Origin of the sequence: Nocardioides sp. LS1 (assembly GCF_003865225.1) — a bacterium.
GTDB classification, from domain to species: domain Bacteria; phylum Actinomycetota; class Actinomycetes; order Propionibacteriales; family Nocardioidaceae; genus Nocardioides; species Nocardioides ginsengisegetis.
This window is the reverse complement of record NZ_BIFF01000006.1, coordinates 1-18,969: the sequence shown is the minus strand read 5'-3', so window position 1 is coordinate 18,969 and position 18,969 is coordinate 1. Positions and strand designations below refer to the sequence as shown.

Annotated in this window: 22 protein-coding genes and 1 tRNA gene; 16 read left to right on the top strand and 7 right to left on the bottom strand. The window is 71.8% G+C overall.

All coding sequences use genetic code 11. The features are described from left to right. The gene (locus EJF31_RS17660) at window positions 1–651 is read left to right on the top strand and encodes an SDR family oxidoreductase (protein WP_125038500.1); all 651 of its coding nucleotides are present in this window, start codon (window positions 1–3) and stop codon (window positions 649–651) included. Between the two features lie 3 nt (window positions 652–654). Here EJF31_RS17660 and EJF31_RS17655 read toward each other — a convergent pair whose 3' ends face one another. Further along, window positions 655–1,716 carry an NAD(P)-binding domain-containing protein gene (locus tag EJF31_RS17655; RefSeq protein ID WP_125038499.1) on the bottom strand — a complete coding sequence of 354 codons (1,062 nt, stop codon included), beginning with the start codon at window positions 1,714–1,716 and terminating at the stop codon, window positions 655–657. 27 nt (window positions 1,717–1,743) lie between these two features. After that, window positions 1,744–2,460, bottom strand: a complete 717-nt coding sequence (deoD, locus tag EJF31_RS17650) for a purine-nucleoside phosphorylase (RefSeq protein ID WP_125038498.1) — start codon at window positions 2,458–2,460, stop codon at window positions 1,744–1,746. Between the two features lie 47 nt (window positions 2,461–2,507). On the opposite strand from deoD, the gene nudC reads away from it, so the two are divergent. Then, a complete protein-coding gene (gene nudC, locus EJF31_RS17645; protein WP_125038497.1) occupies window positions 2,508–3,419 on the top strand; it encodes an NAD(+) diphosphatase in 912 nt (303 codons plus the stop codon). Between the two features lie 57 nt (window positions 3,420–3,476). Here the strand turns inward: nudC and EJF31_RS17640 are convergent, their stop codons facing one another. Then, window positions 3,477–3,728, bottom strand: a complete 252-nt coding sequence (locus tag EJF31_RS17640; RefSeq protein ID WP_125038496.1) for a mycoredoxin — start codon at window positions 3,726–3,728, stop codon at window positions 3,477–3,479. 78 nt (window positions 3,729–3,806) lie between these two features. Between EJF31_RS17640 and EJF31_RS17635 the strand changes: the two genes are divergently transcribed. The 5 genes from EJF31_RS17635 (at window position 3,807) to EJF31_RS21965 (ending at window position 7,231) form a co-directional block, all read left to right on the top strand. Then, the gene (locus EJF31_RS17635) at window positions 3,807–5,846 is read left to right on the top strand and encodes an ATP-dependent DNA helicase UvrD2 (protein ID WP_125038495.1); all 2,040 of its coding nucleotides are present in this window, start codon (window positions 3,807–3,809) and stop codon (window positions 5,844–5,846) included. Window positions 5,847–5,988: 142 nt separating this feature from the next. Then, complete coding sequence (locus tag EJF31_RS17630; protein ID WP_125038494.1) at window positions 5,989–6,210, top strand: hypothetical protein; 222 nt, start codon at window positions 5,989–5,991, stop codon at window positions 6,208–6,210. A 142-nt stretch (window positions 6,211–6,352) separates the two neighbouring features. Next, window positions 6,353–6,676 (top strand): WhiB family transcriptional regulator, encoded by a 324-nt coding sequence (locus tag EJF31_RS17625; RefSeq protein ID WP_125038493.1) that lies wholly within the window; start codon window positions 6,353–6,355, stop codon window positions 6,674–6,676. A gap of 82 nt (window positions 6,677–6,758) precedes the next feature. After that, the gene (locus tag EJF31_RS17620) at window positions 6,759–6,914 is read left to right on the top strand and encodes a hypothetical protein (protein WP_246377084.1); all 156 of its coding nucleotides are present in this window, start codon (window positions 6,759–6,761) and stop codon (window positions 6,912–6,914) included. 143 nt (window positions 6,915–7,057) lie between these two features. Then, window positions 7,058–7,231, top strand: a complete 174-nt coding sequence (locus EJF31_RS21965) for a hypothetical protein (RefSeq protein WP_182541638.1) — start codon at window positions 7,058–7,060, stop codon at window positions 7,229–7,231. A gap of 6 nt (window positions 7,232–7,237) precedes the next feature. Here EJF31_RS21965 and EJF31_RS17615 read toward each other — a convergent pair whose 3' ends face one another. Both EJF31_RS17615 and EJF31_RS21960 read right to left on the bottom strand, forming a co-directional pair. Then, window positions 7,238–8,113: a hypothetical protein gene (locus EJF31_RS17615; protein ID WP_125038491.1), complete on the bottom strand. Its 876-nt coding sequence runs from the start codon at window positions 8,111–8,113 to the stop codon at window positions 7,238–7,240. 144 nt (window positions 8,114–8,257) lie between these two features. Then, window positions 8,258–8,416: a DUF5679 domain-containing protein gene (locus EJF31_RS21960; RefSeq protein ID WP_091115022.1), complete on the bottom strand. Its 159-nt coding sequence runs from the start codon at window positions 8,414–8,416 to the stop codon at window positions 8,258–8,260. A gap of 192 nt (window positions 8,417–8,608) precedes the next feature. On the opposite strand from EJF31_RS21960, the gene EJF31_RS17610 reads away from it, so the two are divergent. The 3 genes from EJF31_RS17610 to EJF31_RS17600 all read left to right on the top strand — a co-directional run bounded on the left by EJF31_RS17610 (window position 8,609) and on the right by EJF31_RS17600 (window position 11,338). Next, window positions 8,609–9,418 (top strand): enoyl-CoA hydratase/isomerase family protein, encoded by an 810-nt coding sequence (locus EJF31_RS17610; RefSeq protein ID WP_221767648.1) that lies wholly within the window; start codon window positions 8,609–8,611, stop codon window positions 9,416–9,418. A 328-nt stretch (window positions 9,419–9,746) separates the two neighbouring features. Further along, window positions 9,747–10,784 (top strand): PHP domain-containing protein, encoded by a 1,038-nt coding sequence (locus EJF31_RS17605; protein ID WP_125038490.1) that lies wholly within the window; start codon window positions 9,747–9,749, stop codon window positions 10,782–10,784. 8 nt (window positions 10,785–10,792) lie between these two features. Continuing rightward, window positions 10,793–11,338 carry a M48 family metallopeptidase gene (locus EJF31_RS17600; RefSeq protein WP_125038489.1) on the top strand — a complete coding sequence of 182 codons (546 nt, stop codon included), beginning with the start codon at window positions 10,793–10,795 and terminating at the stop codon, window positions 11,336–11,338. 16 nt (window positions 11,339–11,354) lie between these two features. Here the strand turns inward: EJF31_RS17600 and EJF31_RS17595 are convergent, their stop codons facing one another. Both EJF31_RS17595 and EJF31_RS17590 read right to left on the bottom strand, forming a co-directional pair. After that, complete coding sequence (locus tag EJF31_RS17595; protein ID WP_221767647.1) at window positions 11,355–11,897, bottom strand: NUDIX hydrolase; 543 nt, start codon at window positions 11,895–11,897, stop codon at window positions 11,355–11,357. Next, window positions 11,894–13,246, bottom strand: a complete 1,353-nt coding sequence (locus EJF31_RS17590; protein ID WP_125038488.1) for a zinc-dependent metalloprotease — start codon at window positions 13,244–13,246, stop codon at window positions 11,894–11,896. The genes EJF31_RS17595 and EJF31_RS17590 overlap by 4 nt, the downstream gene beginning before the upstream one ends. A 55-nt stretch (window positions 13,247–13,301) precedes the next feature. On the opposite strand from EJF31_RS17590, the gene EJF31_RS17585 reads away from it, so the two are divergent. The 6 genes from EJF31_RS17585 to EJF31_RS17560 all read left to right on the top strand — a co-directional run bounded on the left by EJF31_RS17585 (window position 13,302) and on the right by EJF31_RS17560 (window position 18,838). Continuing rightward, on the top strand, window positions 13,302–13,730 hold the full coding sequence (locus EJF31_RS17585; protein ID WP_125038487.1) for a molybdenum cofactor biosynthesis protein MoaE: 429 nt from the start codon (window positions 13,302–13,304) through the stop codon (window positions 13,728–13,730). Window positions 13,731–13,801: 71 nt separating this feature from the next. After that, window positions 13,802–14,035, top strand: a complete 234-nt coding sequence (locus EJF31_RS17580; protein ID WP_185736339.1) for a hypothetical protein — start codon at window positions 13,802–13,804, stop codon at window positions 14,033–14,035. A gap of 42 nt (window positions 14,036–14,077) precedes the next feature. Further along, window positions 14,078–15,127 (top strand): PDZ domain-containing protein, encoded by a 1,050-nt coding sequence (locus EJF31_RS17575; RefSeq protein WP_125038486.1) that lies wholly within the window; start codon window positions 14,078–14,080, stop codon window positions 15,125–15,127. Between the two features lie 21 nt (window positions 15,128–15,148). Then, window positions 15,149–15,748 carry a PPA1309 family protein gene (locus tag EJF31_RS17570; RefSeq protein ID WP_221767646.1) on the top strand — a complete coding sequence of 200 codons (600 nt, stop codon included), beginning with the start codon at window positions 15,149–15,151 and terminating at the stop codon, window positions 15,746–15,748. 3 nt (window positions 15,749–15,751) lie between these two features. Then, window positions 15,752–18,691 carry a UPF0182 family protein gene (locus tag EJF31_RS17565; protein WP_125038485.1) on the top strand — a complete coding sequence of 980 codons (2,940 nt, stop codon included), beginning with the start codon at window positions 15,752–15,754 and terminating at the stop codon, window positions 18,689–18,691. Between the two features lie 73 nt (window positions 18,692–18,764). Then, window positions 18,765–18,838: transfer RNA gene (locus EJF31_RS17560), tRNA-Met, on the top strand. Window positions 18,839–18,969: the final 131 nt, after the last annotated feature.

Below are 18,969 nucleotides of genomic sequence, written 5' to 3'. Positions count from 1 at the left end.
ATGAGCAAGCCGGTGATCGTGGTCGTGGCAGCAGGTCCGGGGGTGAGCGGGTCGGTGGCCCGCCGGTTCGCGCAGGACGGCCACGACGTCGGCCTGATCGGGATCGACGACGGCCCGCTGGCCGAGCTCAAGGCCAGCATCGACGGCGCCGACGTCCAGACCGTCGTCGCCGACCTCACCGACACCGAGTCGGCGACCCACGCGATCCGGACCCTCGGCGACCACTTCGGCCGCATCGACGTCCTCCACTTCAACCCCAGCGCCTTCCGCGAGAAGGACCCGCTCGAGCTCACCGTCCCCGAGCTGCTCCAGGACGTCGCGCTCGGCGTCGGTGGGCTGTTGACCGCCGTCCAGGCCGCCCGGCCCTACCTCTCGCGCGGCGGCCGGGTCACGGCCACCGGCAGCATGGCCGCCGACCAGCCGTGGCACCGCGCCGCCTCGCTGGGGGTCCAGAAGGCCGGGTTGCGCAACCTGGTCATCAGCCTGGACAAGACCCTCGAGCCCGACGGCATCCGGGCGGTGTCGGTGACCGTGCGCGGCACGCTCGCGCGCGAGGGTGCGTTCACCCCCGACCGGGTGGCCGAGGCGATCCACGCCGCGGCGACCCAGGACGAGGCCGGCTGGCAGGCCGAGGTGCCCTACTCCGGGTGAGCCTCAGCCGGTGGTGCTGAGCGCGTTGCCGTCCAGCTCGTCCAGCCACCGGGCCACACCGCGGGCGGCCGTCCGGCCGGCGCGGTTGGCGCCGATGGTGCTGGCCGACGGCCCGTAGCCCACCAGCTGGACCCGTCGGTCCGCCACCGCCGTGGTGCCGTCGAGCTGCACGCCGCCCTGCGGTGAGCGCAGGCGGAGCGGTGCGAGGTGCCCGATCGCCGGACGGAAGCCGGTCGCCCACAGGATCACGTGGGCCGGCTCGTAGGACCCGTCGGCCCACCGCACGCCCCCGGGCTCGACGGAGGAGAACATCGGCCGGCGTGCGTAGGCACCGAGCCCTTCGGCGGCGCGCTCCTGCTCGCGCAACGCCAGCCCCGTCACGCTCACGACACTGGCCGGCGGCAGGCCACGGCGTACCCGCTCCTCGACCAGCGCGACGGCCCTGCGGCCGGCGTCGGGGGTGAAGTCGTCGGTGCGCCACACCGGCGCGCGCCGGGTGACCCAGATCGTCTCCGTCACGGGGGCCAGCTCGCCGAGGAACTGCACGGCCGACGCGCCACCACCGACGACCACGACCCGTCGGCCGCGGAAGTGCTCGGCGCCCGGGTAGCCCACGGTGTGCAGCTGCTCGCCGGCGAAGGTGTCCATGCCGGGGTAGCGCGGCACGAACGGGTGCGACCACGTGCCCGTCGCGTTGACCAGGGTGTGGGCCGACCAGGCGCGGTCGCCGGCGTGGACCACCAGCACGCCCGCGTCGTCGGTCACGCGGTCCACCCGGACCGGCCGCAGGACGGGGAGGGCGTGCTCGCGCTCGTAGTCGGAGAAGTACGCCGGCACCACGACGTTGGCGCGGCGCTCCGACAGCCCGGGCGAGCCCGCGTCGGGCAGCGCCGCGACCCCGTGCACGTCACGCATCGTCAGCGAGTCCCAGCGGTGCTGCCAGGCCCCGCCGGGGGCGGGGTCGGAGTCGAGGACGACGTGGGAGATGCCGAGCCGTTGCAGGTGGTAGGACGAGGACAAGCCGGCCTGGCCGGCGCCGATGACCAGCGAGTCGAGGACGTCCACGGAAGGTGAACGCCCGGCGGTGACCGCTTAGTCCCGCGAGAATGCGGCGCCGAGGGCGATCTCGATCATGGCGCCGAAGGTCTGCTCGCGCTCCTGCGACGTGGTCTCCTCACCGGTGACGATGTGGTCGGAGACGGTGCACACGGCCAGCGCCCGCGCACCGTGCTTCGCCGCGAGCGTGTAGAGCGCACTCGCCTCCATCTCGACCGCGAGCACGCCGTACTCCACCATCCGCCCGACCAGCTCCGGCCGCGGGCTGTAGAACGAGTCGCCGGAGAAGATCAGCCCGACGTGCACGGCGGCGTCGCCGGCCAGCGACGTGGAGGCGTCGTGGGCCGCGCGCAGCAGCCCGAAGTCCGCCACCGGGGCGTAGTCGAGCCCCTCGAACCGGATCCGGTTCATCGAGGAGTCGGTGCAGGCGCCGGAGGCGATCACGATGTCGCGGACGGCGAGCTTCTCGCTCAGCGCGCCGCACGAGCCGACCCGGATCAGGGTCGTGACGTCGTACTCCGACATCAGCTCGTTGGCGTAGATGGCCAGGGAGGGCTGTCCCATGCCGCTGCCCTGGACCGAGACGCGGTGGCCGCGCCAGGTGCCGGTGTAGCCGTACATGCCCCGCACCTCGCTGTAGCAGCGGGCGTCGTCGAGGAAGTTCTCCGCGATCCATCTGGCACGCAGCGGGTCGCCGGGCATGAGGACGACGGGCGCGATGTCTCCGGGCTGTGCTCCGATGTGGGTGCTCACGTGGGGGCAGCCTAGGCCACTCCCGGGGGAGTACTAGCCTCGACCGCGTGACCTTCCCGCACGTGAAGCTGTCCGCCAACCCGCACGACCGCAGCGGCGTACGCCGCGGCGACGAGGCCTGGCTCGACGAGAGGTGGGCCGACCCCGACAGCCGGGTGCTGGTCGTCTCCGGGACCCGGATCCGGCCCGTCGACGGCCGCCTCGACTGGGTCTCGCCGCAGGAGGCCCCCGACGGGCTGCGCGTGCTGCTCGGCGAGCAGGACGGCCGCACCTGGTTCGCCGTCGTCGTCGACCCGGCCGTCGCGCCGGGGGAGAAGTCCGAGTGGTTCGGGCTGCGCGGCGTGCTGCCGCACCTGGCCGACGGCGGGCTGCCCGAGGCCCCGCTCGTCTTCCACGCGATCGGGCTCGCGGAGTGGCTCTACGCCACGAAGTTCTGCCCCCGCTGCGCGGGCGGCCTCGAGCCCCGCAACGCCGGCCACGAGCTCGTCTGCACGAGCTGCGGCAAGGCGCAGTTCCCGCGGACCGACCCGGCCGTGATCATGCTCGTCACGTCGGGGGAGCCGGGCTCGGAGTCCGAGCGCTGCCTCCTCGGGCGCCAGGCCGTCTGGCCCGAGGGCCGCTACTCGACGCTGGCCGGCTTCTGCGAGCCGGGCGAGACGCTGGAGGACGCCGTACGCCGCGAGGTCGCCGAGGAGGTCGGCATCCGGGTGGGCGACGTGGAGTACTTCGGCAACCAGCCCTGGCCGCTGCCGGCCAGCCTGATGCTCGGGTTCATCGGCCGCGCCGACTCCACCGACATCCGTGTCGACGAGGACGAGATCGAGGACGCGCGCTGGTTCACGCGTGCCGAGATGAAGGCCGGCGCCGAGGACGGCTCACTGGTGCTCCCCGGCGGCGTCTCGATCTCCCGCTCGCTCGTCGAGCACTGGTACGGCGGCCCGCTGCCGGGCACCTGGTGACGACCACTGGCCGTCATTCGGTGGTCGAGGAGGTTGCGCAGCAACCGTCTCGAGACCTCAACTGGCCAGCTCGGCCAGCTTCTCCTTGACCTGGATCAGCGACGGGTTGGTGTGCGCGGACCCGTCGGAGTAGACCAGCGTCGGCACCGTCTGGTTGCCGTTGTTGGCGGACTCGACGATCTGCGCCGCCTCGGGGTTCTGCTCGATGTCGACGACCTCGAACGCGATCCCCTCGCGGTCGAGCTGCCCCTTGAGGCGGTGGCAGTAGCCACACCACGGGGTGGAGTACATCGTGAAGGAACCACTCATTCGAACTGTCGCCTCCGGCGTCTAGGGTCGTGCAAGTCAACGAAGTCTCAACCATCCTTCCCCAGGAGTTGTTCCTCCATGCCCACCCCCGACGACCTTCTTGCGGCGCTCGACCCGGAGCAGCGCCGGGTCGCGGAGGCGCTGCGCGGTCCGGTGCGGGTGCTGGCGGGTGCCGGCACCGGCAAGACCCGCGCGATCACCCACCGGATCGCCCTCGGGGTGGCCACCGGCGTCTACGCGCCGACCGAGGTGCTGGCCGTCACCTTCACCACCCGGGCCGCGGGTGAGATGCGGGGCCGGCTGCGGGCGCTGGGTGCGGGCGGGGTGCAGGCGCGGACCTTCCACTCCGCGGCGCTGCGCCAGCTGCGCTACTTCTGGCCCACCGTCCACGGCACCGAGCTGCCCCAGCTGATCGAGTCCAAGATCGGGCTGCTCGCCACCGCCGCCCGCAAGCATCGGTTGAGCGCCGACCAGGCGCTGCTGCGCGACCTCGCCTCCGAGGTGGAGTGGGCCAAGGTCAGCAACGTCCACCCCGACGACTACGCCCGCGTCGCGTCGACCCGCGGTCGTTCGGTGACCGGCCACGACGCCGACACGGTGGCGCGCGTCTTCGGCTCCTACGAGGACGTCAAGCGCAGCCAGGGCCGGATGGACATGGAGGACGTCCTGCTCTTCAACGCCGGCATGCTCGCCGACGACGAGCGGGTCGCCGCCCAGGTCCGGCGCCAGTACAAATGGTTCGTCGTCGACGAGTTCCAGGACGTCTCGCCGATCCAGTCCGCGCTGCTCGACCTGTGGCTCGGCGGCCGCGACGAGCTGTGCGTGGTCGGCGACCCGGCGCAGACCATCTACTCCTTCGCCGGCGCCAACGCCTCCTACCTGCGCGACTTCGCCCAGAAGCACCGCGGCACCACCTCGATCGAGCTGGTCCGCAACTACCGCTCCAGCCCCGAGGTCGTGCAGGCCGCCAACACCCTGCTCGCCCGCTCCGCCAGCAAGGGCGTCGAGCTGCGCGCCCAGCGCCCCTCCGGCCCGGCGGTCACCTACACCGCGCTGCCCGACGAGGTCGCCGAGGCCCAGCACGTCGCGGCCCGGATCGCCAAGCTCCGCGAGCAGGGCCGGCCGCTGGCCGAGGTCGCCGTCCTGTTCCGCATCAACGCCCAGTCCGAGGCCTTCGAGGACGCCCTCACCAGCCGCGGCATCCCCTACGTCATCCGCGGCGCCGCGCGGTTCTTCGACCGGCCCGAGGTGCGGGAGGCGGTGACCCGGCTCCGCGGGGCCGCGCGCTCCGGCGAGGGCGGCGAGGGCCCCGAGGGCCTGCTCGAGACCGTCCACGGCACCCTGGCCGGCATGGGCTGGACCCAGCAGGCGCCGGCGACCCGCGGCCAGACCCGCGACCGCTGGGAGTCCTGGCAGGCGCTGGTCAGCCAGGCCACCGAGTTCGCCAAGACCGACGGTGCCGACCTCGGCAGCTTCGTCGACGACCTCGACCGCCGGGCCTCCGAGCAGCACGCCCCGGTCGCCGACGGCGTCACCCTGGCCACGTTCCACGCCGCCAAGGGCCTCGAGTGGGACTCGGTCTTCCTCTGCGGCCTCCAGGACGGCACCCTGCCGATCACCTACGCCGAGGGCCCGGCCGCCATCGAGGAGGAGCGCCGACTCCTCTACGTCGGCATGACCCGCGCCCGGGTCGACCTCGCGCTGTCCTGGGCGCTGGCCCGCAACCCCGGCGGTCGCGGCAGCCGCAAGCCCTCGCGCTTCCTCGACCCGCTGCTGCCCGAGGACCACAAGGTTGAGCAGGCCGCCGCCCGCAACCGCAAGGTGGCGAGCTGCCGCGAGTGCGGCAAGCCGCTGCACTCCGGCCCGGAGAAGAAGCGCGGCCGCTGCGAGGACTGCCCGGCGTCCTACGACGAGGAGCTGTTCGAGCGCCTGCGTGACTGGCGCAAGGAGCGGGCGGGGGAGGAGAGCGTGCCGGCCTTCGTGGTCTTCACCGACGCCACCCTGCAGCTCATCGCCGAGCACCGGCCGACGACGCCCGAGGCGATGCTGAAGATCAGTGGTATAGGCCGGTCCAAGCTCGACAAGTACGGCGACGACGTGCTCGCCCTGCTCCGCTGAGCCCGATTTCCAACTTTTTTTGAGAAATACCCAGTAAATCGTTTGCCCATTACACGGAACGCGCGATAGTTTTCCAGCACAGCAACCCGCGCACTCGGCCTTGACAACGCCGGCGCCCGACTCACCGAAGGAGGTGGCCCTGATGATCAACACCTTGACCCAGATGGCGGTTCAGATCCCGTCGTCCTTCGGCATGCCCGCATCCGGCCACGCCTTCGTGACGACCGCGGGCATCTGCGGCACCCCGGTTGCGACCACGTCCGTGCTCCGCGACCGCAAGGCCGCCCTCGTCATCACGGGAGCCCCGGGCTACGCCCAGGGCACCTTCCCGGGGACCACTGCCTGGAGACCACCGACCTGTTGACATCGTCAACAGCATCGGCAGCCTCCAGGCCGCGGAACCCTCACCGGGATCCGCGGCCTTTCTGTTTCCCCGGACGAGTCGCACGAACCCCCAAGTTTCCTGCAACACCCGACGCGATCAGGTCAGACGAAGGAGGTGACACATGACCATCAGCGTTCTCGACCGCAACGATGGGGCTGCCGAGCCGACCCTGGGACATCTTCATGACCAGGCCGGCCAGGTGGACGTCGAGCTGCTGCCGTGCCGGGCCAACAACCCGGAACTGTGGTTCGCCGAATCTCCCGCCGACGTGGAGTTCGCCAAGACGCTCTGCCAGGACTGCCCGGTCCAGGCACTGTGCCTCGACGGCGCTCTCGAACGACGTGAGCCCTGGGGCGTCTGGGGCGGTGAGCTCTTCCTCCAGGGAGTGGTGATCCCCCGCAAGCGGCCCCGCGGCCGCCCTCGCAAGAACGAGGTGGCCGCGTAAGCGTCCGCCGTCGCCCGACAACGAAAGACCTGGAACCCATCCCATGAACACTGCACAGAACCGGAGCACCACCATGAGTCTCATGCACGAAAACCTGGCCCGCGCGCAAATGTCCGCGCGCCTGGGAGAGGCGCAGCAGTTGCGACAGGGTCACCTTCTGGCCCGTTCCCGCCGACTCAGCCGCAAGGCCGAGCTGGCCGCGCAGCAGGCACGTCTCGCCCTCGCCCGCGCACTGTAGGACCGGAGCACGGCGCCCGTCGGGCGCACATCTCCGGGTAGGAACACCTGATCGCGGGTGACACAGAGAGCCGGGCATGACGCCGTCGTCGTGCCCGGCTCTTGTCATGCCCGCCGGAAGTCGGCGGGGCGTAGGTTGGCGCCATGACGCAGTCCGTGACCACCTGCGACTTCTGCGGGCGCCAGGAGCAGGACGAGGCGAAGACCCTCACGTGGAGCATCTCGGTCGAGAACGGCCGGCGGCGCACCTACTGCGACACCTGCTCGCGCGCGAACCTGCGCGCCATGGAGGGCAAGCTCGACAGCGAGTACTGGTAGTCCGGGCTACCCCGCCAGCGCGTCGCCCCACGAGCAGCCGCAGTGCGGATGCCGGGCGTACGTCGATCGCCGCGGCAGCGACGTACCGCCGGTCGCGCCGACCTCGAGCGTGGCCGACCACGTGGCCGGCTCGTCACCGTCGAGCACGCCGACCACCTCGCGGACGGCCCACGCCAGCGTGAGCGCCGTCCGGACCGGGTCACGCGGCTCCGGCCCGGGCGCGGGACGGTCCGGCCACTGCTCGAGCAGCAGCGAGCGCCGCGGATCGGCGTCGGCGTGGTGGGCGTCGACGCAGCGGGTGCAGGCCGTGGTCCCCGGCACCACGAACGGGCCGACGACGCCGCCGGACACGACCAGGTGGGGGAGTCCCTCGCGGACCAGGTGGTCGAGGTCGGCGCGCGGCACGACCGTGTCGGTGGCGACCACGACGAGGTCGGCGTCGTCCTCGACGGGCTCGACTCCGGACCGCACCAGCAGGTCGGTGAGCGGGGCCGCCAGGTCGGGCGCCGCGTGGACGGCCACCCGCGCGTCGCGTCGGGCCGCGAGCCGGCGCAGCGCGTCGGTGCCGTGCTCGGCGAAGACCGACGCCGTCGCCGCCCGGTCCGCCGCCGCGGCGAGCGCGGCGTCGAGCGCGTCGGCGTCGACCAGCAGCCCGGCCTCGTGCAGGGCGGCCAGGGTGCGGTGACCGATCGGGGTGGACGGGCGCACGGGCGTGCCTCGGCGCAGCCCCTCCAGCAGGGCCCGGACCTCGGACAGGTCGGGGACCACGAGGCGGCGCGGCGGGTCGATGCCGACCTGCAGGTGGTCCTCGTCGCGGCGCAGGACGCGCAGTCCGGGCAGCAGGACCGGCCGCACTGGCAGGCCGTCAGGGAGCAGGGTCATCCCGGCACGATGGCACGGGAGCCCGACCGCCCGCCGACGCTCTCCACAGGCGCCCGGGCCCAACCCCCGAAATGGCCGGCGGCGCCGCCGGTCACGTGGACCGGGCGGCGCCGCCGTCTCAACTCGTGGGGCGATCTCTCGCGATCAGGCCTTGCCGAGGATGCGGTTGAGGTTGGTGCTGCAGACGGGGCACACGGCCTTGGCCATGCGGGTGCCCTTGTCGTTGACCTTGACCTCGCCCTCCGCCTCGCGCTTCTCCTTGCACTTCACGCAGTAGAACTCGCCGCTCCAGGTCTCCGCCATGACGGCCTCCTTGCCTATGTATTTCTTTCGGTCGTCGCGACGGGGATAAAGGGAAGCCCGCCGGAAGCCCAACAGCGGTTGCCGTCGAGCCGCCTCGACCCTACGGCACACGCCCGCCCAGCGTGCGCAGGCGCACCGTTTTGCGTGAAGCGGGTCACGGCGTGTCGCGAGCGCGCTCAGTACGTTGTGCGCATGTCGACCACCCCTGAGATGACCCTGCCGCACCTGCGCGTCGAGCGCCCGCGTGACGGCGTGGTCCTGCTGACCCTGGACAACACCGAGATGCGCAACGCGATGTCGGACGAGATGACCTCCTCCTGGGTCACCGCCGTCGACGCGATCGCCGCCGACCCGAGCGTGCGTGCGGTCGTGGTGACCGGGGCCGGATCGGCGTTCTGCTCGGGCGGCAACACCAGCTGGATCGCCAGCGAGCCGGACGCCTCCGTCGACCGGCTGCGCACCCGGATGCTGGCGTTCTACCGGTCCTGGCTGTCGATCCGGAAGCTCGAGGTGCCGACCATCGCCGCCATCAACGGTCCCGCGATCGGGGCCGGGCTGTGCATGGCGCTCGCCTGCGACATCCGGTACGCCGCCTCCGGCGCCCGCATGGGCGTGCCGTTCGTGAAGCTCGGGATGCACGCCGGCATGGCCGGCACCTACCTGCTGCCCAACGTCGTGGGGGAGGCCCACGCCCGCGACCTGCTGCTCACCGGGCGCGTCGTCGACGCCGACGAGGCGCTCCGCCTCGGCCTGGTCTCGCGGGTCGTCGAGCCGACGAGCTTCCTGGACGAGGTGGTCGAGACCGCTGCCGGGATCGCCGCGACCGCGCCGATCGCCAGCAAGCTGACCAAGCTCGCGCTGCAGGGCGGCGGCCACGCCGACCTCGAGAGCTGCCTGCAGTGGGAGGCGATGGCGCAGCCGATCACGCTGGCCACCGAGGACCTGCAGGAGGGCATCCGCGCCGCGCAGGAGAAGCGGGCGCCGGAGTTCCGGGGCCGCTGAGGGCCGCTGGACGTGAAGAGACCCCCGAGCCCGTCTCGCGACACGTGCCTTCCCCTTGCTCGTGTCGGTCGACGGGCCGGGGGCCTCGTCTGCCGCAGACGCTACGAGCGCGGCCGGGCGCGGTCAACGGAGTCCACCGGATCCGACTCCCAGCCTGTGGACAAGGTTGTGGACAACCCTGTGGACGAGGCGGCCGGACCGGTGGAGAACCGCCCTCCGACCGGGAGAACGCTGTGGATTCGCGCGGCACCGGGGCGACGTACGGCGCGCTGACCAGCAAGAATGTCTGTCCACGGGCTGTGGAGAAAAGAAATCGGGAGGTCCAGGCGTGTCGGAGGCGTACGACGGGGGCGCGGTCGCGGCCCTGCGGAGGATCGCCTTCCTGCTGGAGCGGGCGCGCGAGGACACCTACAAGGTCAAGGCGTTCCGCGGCGCGGCCGCGGCGATCCTGCCGCTGTCCGCCGACGAGCTGGCGGCGGCGGTCGCCGACGGGACGGTCACGAAGCTGCCGGGCGTCGGCGCGAGCTCGGCGAAGGTGATCGCCGACGCGGTGGCCGGCGTCGTGCCCGAGCGGCTCGCGAAGCTGGAGCAGGAGCACGGCGGCCCGTTGACCACCGGGGGAGCCGACCTGCGGGCCAGGCTCCGCGGCGACCTGCACTCCCACTCCGACTGGTCCGACGGCGGCTCGCCCATCGAGGAGATGGCCTTCACCGCGATCGAGCTCGGCCACGACTACCAGGTGCTGACCGACCACTCGCCGCGGCTGAAGGTCGCCCGCGGACTGAGCGCCGAGCGGCTGGCCCGCCAGCTCGACGTCGTCGACGCCGTCAACGACCACCTCTCCGGCACCGGCTTCACCCTCCTGAAGGGCATCGAGGTCGACATCCTCGACGACGGCGGGCTCGACCAGACCGACGAGCTGCTGGCCCGCCTCGACGTCCGCGTCGCCAGCGTCCACTCCAAGCTGGCCATGGACGCGCCGGCCATGACCAAGCGGATGATCGGCGCGATCCGCAACCCGCGGACGAACGTCCTGGGCCACTGCACCGGCCGGCTCGTGACCGGCAACCGCGGCACGCGCCCGGGCTCGCAGTTCGACGCGGAGGCGGTCTTCGCGGCGTGCGTCGAGCACGATGTCGCGGTCGAGATCAACGCCCGCCCGGAGCGCCGCGACCCGCCCACACGGCTGCTCGAGCTGGCCCGCGACCTGGGCTGCCTGTTCTCCATCGACAGCGACGCGCACGCCCCCGGACAGCTCGACTTCCTCGTCTACGGCTGCGAGCGGGCCGAGGCGGCCGGCATCGACCCGGACCGCATCGTCAACACCTGGCCGCAGGAGCGCCTGCTGAGCTGGGCGAACGGTTAGTTTGAGCCATGACCACCGAGCCGCCGCGACCCGAGGTGGAGGTACGTCGCTCCAAGCGTCGCCGGCGTACCGTCTCGGCCTACCGCGACGGCGACCGGATCGTGGTGATGATCCCCGCCTCGCTCTCCCGCAAGGAGGAGGCCGAGTGGGTCGAGACGATGCTGGCGCGGCTCGAGCGGTCCGAGAAGCGCCGGCGTCCCTCCGACGACGTGCTGCTGCAGCGCGCCCTCGGGCTCAGTGACAAGTACCTCGGCGGGCTGCCCCGGCCCGAGTCGGTGCGCTGGGTGGAGAACCAGAGGTCGCGGTGGGGCTCCTGCACGCCCGGTGACCGCACGATCCGGCTCTCGGCGCGGCTGCAGGGGATGCCGGCCTGGGTCATCGACTACGTGCTGGTCCACGAGCTCGCGCACCTGCTGGAGACCGGCCACGACGCGAAGTTCTGGGCGTGGGTCGACCGCTACCCGCACGCCGAGCGGGCGAAGGGCTACCTGCTCGGCTGGTCCGCCGCGGCGAAGCTGACGCTGCCGCCGGGCTACGAGGCCGAGGCCGACTGAGCCCCGCGGAGGGCGCTCAGGCGAACCTGGCGCGGGCGACCGCGATCAGCTCGTGCATCTCCGGCTCGAGATCGGGCAGGTCGTCGACGGGCCACCAGCGCACGTCCAGCGACTCGTCACTGGTGGCGTGCTCGGCCCCGGCCGGTGCCTGGGCGACGAACCGGACGTCGAGGTGGCGCACCTCGCCGCGCGGGTCGCAGAACGGCACGGCGTGCTCGTCGAGGTGTGCGGGGACGGGGTCGAAGCGGAGGTCGGCCAGCCCCGACTCCTCGCGCGCCTCGCGGAGCGCGGCGTCGACCAGCGTCCGGTCGCCCGGCTCGCAGTGACCGCCGAAGGCGAACCAGCGGCGCGCCTTGCGGTGCAGGTTGAGCAGCACGTGCTCACGCGACTCGTCGATAACGAGCGTGCCGGCGGTCAGGTGGTCGGGGAAGCAACCGCGCCAGACCCCGTCGTCGTGCGCGGCCAGGTGGTCGACGTACCGCTGGCGCAGCTCGTCCTGGGCGGGCGTGGGCGCGACCCAGCCGCTGAGCACCGCCAGCGCGTCGGTGTGGAGGCTCACTCGCCGTCGAGGAGGCGCTTGAGGCCGGCGTCGAAGTCGTCGTCGGTCATCTCGGCCGGAGCCGAGGCGTCCTCGCGGAAGCCGAGCGGGTCGTCGAGGTCGGCGGCCGTCGGCAGCAGGTCGGGGTGCATCCAGACGCCGTCGCGGGCCTCGGTGCCCTGCCGGGTGCGCAGCGAGCCCCACAGCGTGGAGGCGTCGCGCAGCCGGCGCGGGCGCAGCTCGAGCCCGACCAGCGTCGCGAAGGTCTCCTCGGCGGGACCGCCGGCGGCCCGGCGGCGCCGGAACGCCTCCTGGAGCTTGGTCGCGGCGGGCATCCGCTCGTGGGTGGCCTGGCCGACGACCTCGTCGACCCAGCCCTCGACCAGGGCGAGGGTGACCTCGAGGCGGTTGAGCGCGGCCTCCTGGGCCGGCGACTTGGGCAGGTCGAAGAGGCCGCCGTCGAGGAGCTCCTGCATCGACTCGGGGTTGGCCGGGTCGACGCCGCGCATCTGCTCCTCGATGCGGCCCTGGATGCCCTCGGCGTTGATCTCGATGCCGCGGGCGTAGTCGGCCACCGCGCCGATGAGGTGCTCGCGGAGCCACGGCACGTGGGCGAACAGGCGCTGGTGGGCGGCCTCGCGCAGCGCGAGGTAGAGCAGCACGTCGTCCTCGGTGACGTCGAGGCCCTCGGCGAAGGCCGCGATGTTGGCGGGCACGAGGGCCGCCTTGCCGGCGGGGGCGAGGGGCAGCCCGATGTCGGAGACGCTCAGCACGTCACCGGCCAGCGCGCCGAGGCCGCTGCCGATCTGGGTGGCGAGCATGGCGCCGACGGCCTTGCCGAGGATGCCGAGGATCGGCGCGGACATGGCCCGGGCCTCCTCGGGCAGCGCGCCGCCGAGCGCGTTGACCGAGCCCTCGGCGATCGGCTCGACGAGCACCTTCCAGACGTCGGTGGTGCCGACGATCCACTCGGCGCGGCTCCAGGCCGCGGTCGAGGTGACGCCGGAGGGGAACGAGGTGGTCTCGTCGAGCCAGTGGTCGGCCAGCCGCACGGCGTCGGCGACGGCGTCCTTCTGCTTCTGCGTGGGGGAGGGGTCGCTGGTCCGCGCCGCGCTCTTGCGGGCGAGGTCGAGGGCGTAGTCCCAGTTGAGGGTGCCCTCGTGGGGCTGCATGAGGGACTGGAGCTGGCTGAAGAGCTGGCCGAGGTCGGGCATCTGGCCGCCGGGGCCACCGAGGCCCATCCCGCCGAGGGCGCCACCCAGCCCGCCGAGCCCGCCGGCACCGAACAGCTGCTCGAAGGGCGTGCCCTTGAAGGGGTTCTGGCCGCTCTCCTCGGGCTCGTCGGAGTTCTTGCCGGGGTCGTCGCTCATGCCCCAACCGTACGCGGCAGCGGCAAGACGCGAGCCCGCCCACTAGGGTCGGGACGTGAGCAATCCCGCCGTCCGCCTGGTCGCCATCCGGGACACCCCGCTCGACGTGGCGGAGGTCGTGGCCTGTCTGGATGACGAGGCCTCGGGCGGCCTGACGCTGTTCGTCGGCCGCGTGCGCGACCACGACGGCGGCAAGGACGTCGACGGACTGGACTACTCCGCGCACCCCACCGCCCTGGACAAGATGCGCGAGGTCTGCGAGCGCGTCGCCGAGGAGTACGACGTGCACGGCGTCGCCGCCGTCCACCGCGTCGGTACCCTCGCGATCGGCGACATCGCCGTGGTCGTGGCCACCACGACCGCCCACCGCGGCGAGGCGTTCGCGGCGTCGCGGGCGCTGATCGACACCCTCAAGGCCGAGGTGCCGATCTGGAAGCACCAGCAGTTCGGCGACGGCACCGAGGAGTGGGTCGGCTCGCCGTAGTCCGGTGGTCGAGCTTGCCGAGACCGGTGCGCCTGCCGGGATCAAGGTCCGCGGCTCCTTACCCTTGCGGCGTGGAGATCCTCTTCTGGCTGGTGCCGCCCGTCGTCGTCACGGCCGTGGCGATGGTGTGGGTGAGCTGGCTGGGCCGCGAGGGCCGCGGCGAGGTCACCCGGGACGTGGCCGTCGCACGGCTGTCCGCCGCGATGCAGCGCGAGCCGAAGCGGCCCACTCCCTACGCCGCGCGCACGCCCGCGCGCGACCGCAGCACCGGCATCGCCGTACGCCCCTCGCGCAGGGTTTCCTGACCTGCGCCACGTCAGTTGCCGCCGGGTGAGAGGCTTGGCCGCATGACGCAGCGGATCGTGGCCGGCCTCATCGCTGCGCCCCTTCTGGTCGCCTTGTGGTGGAAGGCCGGGACGGAGGGTCTGCCCTACGTCACCTACGAGCCCGGGCTCACCCTCGACGTGCTGGCCGAGACGCACGGCAGCGAGATCATCCAGGTGACCGGCCACAAGACCTACCGCGACAACGGCGAGCTGCGGATGACCACCGTCTACGTCTCCCAGCCGCGGCCCTCGAAGGTCACGCTCTTCACGCTGATGCACGACTGGATCAGCAAGGAGGACGCGGTCTACCCCTACGACGCGGTCTACCAGCAGAACGAGACGCCCGAGCAGAACCAGCAGGAGGGCGCCGTCGACATGGTGTCCTCGCAGGACAACGCGACCGCGGTGGCGCTGCACGAGCTGGGGTACGACGTGAAGCCGGCCCTCGAGGTCCTCAGCGTCACCAAGGGTGCGCCGGCCGACGGCAAGCTCAAGGTGCGCGACATCATCGAGAAGGTCGGCGGCGTCACGGTCCGGCAGAGCGACGACCTGACCAACGCCATCGGCAACACCCCACCCGGCAGCTCGCTGCCGCTCACGGTCCGGCGCGACGGCAAGTCGGTCACCGTGCAGGTCACGCCGGTCGAGACCGACGGCTCGCCGAAGATCGGCATCCAGATCGGGATCGGCTACGTCTTCCCCTTCCAGGTGTCGGTGAAGATCGACCCCAACATCGGCGGGCCCAGCGCCGGCCTGATGTTCTCCCTCGGCATCTACGACACCCTGACGCCCGGATCCCTGACCGGCGGCGCGATCGTGGCCGGCACCGGCACGATCGACGCGAAGGGCCACGTCGGACCGATCGGCGGCATCCAGCAGAAGATCGTGGGCGCCCGCGACGCCGGCGCCCAGCTGTTCATGGTGCCGCCGGACAACTGCAGCGACGCGCTGCAGGCCCCCAACGGGGACATGCGCCTGGTGAAGGCGACGACGATGCACGACGCCGTGGCCTCGATCGAGGCCTGGGCCAAGGACCACGACGCCGACCTGCCCTCCTGCACCGACAAGTGACCCACGAGCGAATGGTGACCCGTGACTGACGACCAGCCCGACCTCAACCCGGACCTCAGCCCCGAGCTGACGGCCGACCTCGACGTCGACCCGGCCCTGGCCGCGGCAGTCCTGGAGATCGAGCAGCACATCGCGCAGGGCGGCTGGGACCAGCCCGCCCGCCTCTACGCGCTGGTCGACACGGCCCGCCTGGTCGCGCAGGAGCCCGCGCTGGCCTCGGCGATGGGGCTCGACGCGTCCTCGGCGCAGGGGTCATTGACCCCGGTCGAGCAGGACCAGCTCGCCCCCGACCGGCCGCTGGAGACGGTGCTCGAGTCGATCGTGTGGCCCGACGGCGTCGCCGGCTGTGCGGCCGTCGTCGAGCGGCTCGTGCTGCCCCCGGACGCCGACGACCAGATCCCCGACGACCCGGCCGGCGCGGAGGAGTTCGCCCGCGAGCACCCCGACCGGCAGGAGGTCCGGATCGTCGCCGGCGCCACGCGCGCGGGATCGACGTACTGCGCCCTGCGGCTGCGCGCCCACGACGACGACCAGTCCGTGGTGGGCGGGGCCGACCTCGTGCCCCAGCTCCTCGCGCTGCTCGGCGCCACGCTGACCGATGACGAACACACGGAGGACTGACCGGTGAGCGAGCTCTTCGACGACGACCCGCGCGACACCCCGCCGCCCGAGCGGCCCGGACGTCGCTCCCGCGCGCTGGTCATCACCGGCGTCGTGCTCGTCTTCGCCTTCTTCGGGCTCTCCACCTTCGCCGGGCTCTACACCGACCGGCTCTGGTACAAGGCCGGCGGCTACGGCGAGGTCTTCTCCACCCTCTTCTGGACCAAGACCGGGCTGTTCCTCGTCTTCGGCGCGCTGATGGCGATCGTGGTCGGCGCCAACATCTACCTCGCCTACCGGCTGCGGCCGATCTTCCGCCCGCACTCGCCCGAGCAGACCGGGCTGGACCGCTACCGCGACGCCGTCACGCCGATCCGCACCTGGCTGCTCGTCGGGATCTCGCTGGTGCTCGGCGCCTTCGCCGGCACGTCGTCGGTGGGGGAGTGGCGCGACTACCTCCTGTGGCGCAACGGCGTGCCGTTCCACGCCAAGGACGCCTACTTCCACAAGGACATCGGCTTCTACGTCTTCGACCTGCCGTGGCTGCACTACCTCGTCGACTTCACCCTCGCGGTCGCCGTGGTGGCGCTGCTCGCGGCCGCGATCGTGCACTACCTCTACGGCGGCATCCGGCTGCAGACCTCGCACGACCGGCTGTCCGGGGCGGCGCAGGCGCAGCTGTCGGTGCTGCTCGGCGTCTTCGTGCTGGCCAAGGCGGCCGACTACTGGCTGGACCGCTACGACCTGGTCAACCAGTCCGGCGGCCTGATCACCGGCATGACCTACACCGACGACCACGCGGTGCTGCCGGCCAAGAACATCCTGATGGGCATCGCGGTCATCTGCGCCGTGCTGTTCTTCCTCAACGTCTGGCGCCGCACCTGGCTGCTCCCGTCGGTCGGGCTGGCGCTGCTCGCGCTCTCGGCCGTCCTGCTCGGCCTGATCTGGCCGGGCATCGTGCAGCAGTTCCAGGTCAAGCCGTCCGAGGCGGACAAGGAGGCGCCGTACATCTCCAAGAACATCCAGGCCACGCGGGCGGCGTACGACGTCAGCGACGTCGAGGAGACCAACTACACCAGCAACTCCTCGGTCTCGACCGGACAGCTGGCCCAGCTCGACGGGCAGACCTCGTCGACGCCGCTGGTCGACCCGCAGCTCGTGCGCGAGACCTTCCAGCAGAACCAGCAGCCGCGCACCTACTACTCCGTCGCGCCGGTGCTCGACGTCGACCGCTACGACATCGGCGGCGTCGACCGCGCCCTGGTCCTCGGGGTCCGCGAGCTCGACCAGTCGCGGATCAACGCAGGCGACCAGAACTGGTCCAACCTGCACACCGTCTACACCCACGGCAATGGCGTGGTCGCTGCCTACGCCAACCAGCGTCCGGAGAACAACAAGGCCGAGGCGACCAGCATCCAGTGGGCCGAGGGCCTGCCGACGGCCGACGAGCCGCAGGCGCAGCACGCGCTGGGCGACTTCGAGAACCGCATCTACTTCGGCGAGCAGAGCCCCGACTACTCCATCGTGGGCAAGGCCCCCGGCGGGGCGGACGTCGAGCTCGACCTGGCCAACACCGACTCCGGGGCGGAGAACGCCAAGGACGACACCACGACGTACGACGGCACCGGCGGCGTGCCGATCGGCGGGTTCTTCAACCAGCTGATGTACGCCGTGAAGTTCGGCGAGCCGAACTTCCTGCTGTCCGAGCGGGTCAACCAGAACAGCCAGATCCTCTACAACCGCAACCCGCGCGACCGCGTCGAGAAGTTCGCGCCGTGGCTGACCATCGACTCAGACCCGTATCCCGCCGTCGTCGACGGCCGGGTCGAGTGGATCCTCGACGGCTACACGACCACCGATCGCTACCCCGGTGCCGAGAAGGACTCCTTCAAGGACATGACCGACGACTCGTTGCAGGACAACGCGGGCATCCGCACGCTGCCGACCGACGAGATCAACTACATGCGCAACGCGGTCAAGGCGACCGTCGACGCCTACGACGGCACCGTCACGCTCTACGCGTGGGACGAGACCGACCCGATCCTGCAGGCGTGGCGGAGCGCGTTCCCCGGCACCGTCAAGGACAAGTCGGAGATCCCGCCGGACCTGCTGCAGCACCTGCGCTACCCCGAGGACCTGTTCAAGGTGCAGCGGTTCCAGTACGCCCGCTACCACGTGACCGACGCCGGCGACTTCTACCAGGGCAACAACCGCTGGTCGGTGCCGGAGGACCCCAACACCAACGGGCACCTGCAGCCGCCCTACCGGCTGTTCGTCGACCAGCCCGTCGACGGTGGCGGCGAGCGCAGCACGTTCTCGCTGACGTCGGTGTTCACGCCGTACAACAAGAGCAACCTGGCGGCCTTCGTCTCCGTCGACTCCGACGCGACCGACCCGTCGACCTACGGCCGCATGCGCGCGCTGGTCCTGCCCGACTCGCGCACCGACGGCCCGGGCCTGATCGCCAACAAGTTCTCCTCCAACAGCGACGTGCGCGCCGCGCTGCTGCCCTTCCAGTCCGGTGACGCGCCGCCGATCTTCGGCAACCTGCTCACCCTGCCGGTCGCGGACGGGCTGATCTACGTCGAGCCCGTCTACGCCGTCCGCGCCGGCTCCACGTCCGGCTACCCGAGCCTGCAGTTCGTGCTCGCGTCGTACGGCGGTGAGGTGGGCATCGGCCCGACCCTCCACCAAGCGCTGGCCGACGTGCTCGGCGTCGACGGCACCGTCACGCCGCCCGACGGGGGCAACGGCAATGGGAACGGCAACGGCAACGGCAACGGGAACGGGAACAGCTCGCTCAGCGCCCAGATCCGCACCAAGCTCGCCGCCGCCGAGGGCGCCTTCGAGGCCGCCGACCGCGCCCTCAGGGCCGGCGACCCGGTGGAGTACGCCCGCCAGGTGCAGATCGGCCGCGACCTCGTCGCCGACGCCGCCAGCCTCGCCGCCCAGCAGAAGAAGTAGTCCCGCTGGTCGAGCCTGTCGAGACCCCCGATTTGGACCCGATCAGCCCATCCCGTAAGGTTCTGTTCACCGACGCGGGGTGGAGCAGCTCGGTAGCTCGCTGGGCTCATAACCCAGAGGTCGCAGGTTCAAATCCTGCCCCCGCTACAAATGTGATGTCTCAGGACATCGAGGACACCCGAACCCACGGAAGTGGGTTCGGGTGTTCGTCATTTCGGGGTTCGTGGCTGGTAGTCCCTGTTGGGGTCGATGGTCAGTTCGCGGAGGAGTTCGCCGGT

Coding starts and splice junctions, on each gene's coding strand:
- EJF31_RS17660 (WP_125038500.1), top strand. CDS start 1: ATGAGCAAGCCGGTGATCGTGGTCGTGGCAGCAGGTCCGGGGGTGAGC.
- EJF31_RS17640 (WP_125038496.1), bottom strand. CDS start 3,728: ATGAGTGGTTCCTTCACGATGTACTCCACCCCGTGGTGTGGCTACTGC.
- EJF31_RS17635 (WP_125038495.1), top strand. CDS start 3,807: ATGCCCACCCCCGACGACCTTCTTGCGGCGCTCGACCCGGAGCAGCGC.
- EJF31_RS17630 (WP_125038494.1), top strand. CDS start 5,989: ATGATCAACACCTTGACCCAGATGGCGGTTCAGATCCCGTCGTCCTTC.
- EJF31_RS17625 (WP_125038493.1), top strand. CDS start 6,353: ATGACCATCAGCGTTCTCGACCGCAACGATGGGGCTGCCGAGCCGACC.
- EJF31_RS17620 (WP_246377084.1), top strand. CDS start 6,759: ATGCACGAAAACCTGGCCCGCGCGCAAATGTCCGCGCGCCTGGGAGAG.
- EJF31_RS21965 (WP_182541638.1), top strand. CDS start 7,058: ATGACGCAGTCCGTGACCACCTGCGACTTCTGCGGGCGCCAGGAGCAG.
- EJF31_RS17615 (WP_125038491.1), bottom strand. CDS start 8,113: ATGACCCTGCTCCCTGACGGCCTGCCAGTGCGGCCGGTCCTGCTGCCC.
- EJF31_RS21960 (WP_091115022.1), bottom strand. CDS start 8,416: ATGGCGGAGACCTGGAGCGGCGAGTTCTACTGCGTGAAGTGCAAGGAG.
- EJF31_RS17610 (WP_221767648.1), top strand. CDS start 8,609: ATGTCGACCACCCCTGAGATGACCCTGCCGCACCTGCGCGTCGAGCGC.
- EJF31_RS17600 (WP_125038489.1), top strand. CDS start 10,793: ATGACCACCGAGCCGCCGCGACCCGAGGTGGAGGTACGTCGCTCCAAG.
- EJF31_RS17590 (WP_125038488.1), bottom strand. CDS start 13,246: ATGAGCGACGACCCCGGCAAGAACTCCGACGAGCCCGAGGAGAGCGGC.
- EJF31_RS17575 (WP_125038486.1), top strand. CDS start 14,078: ATGACGCAGCGGATCGTGGCCGGCCTCATCGCTGCGCCCCTTCTGGTC.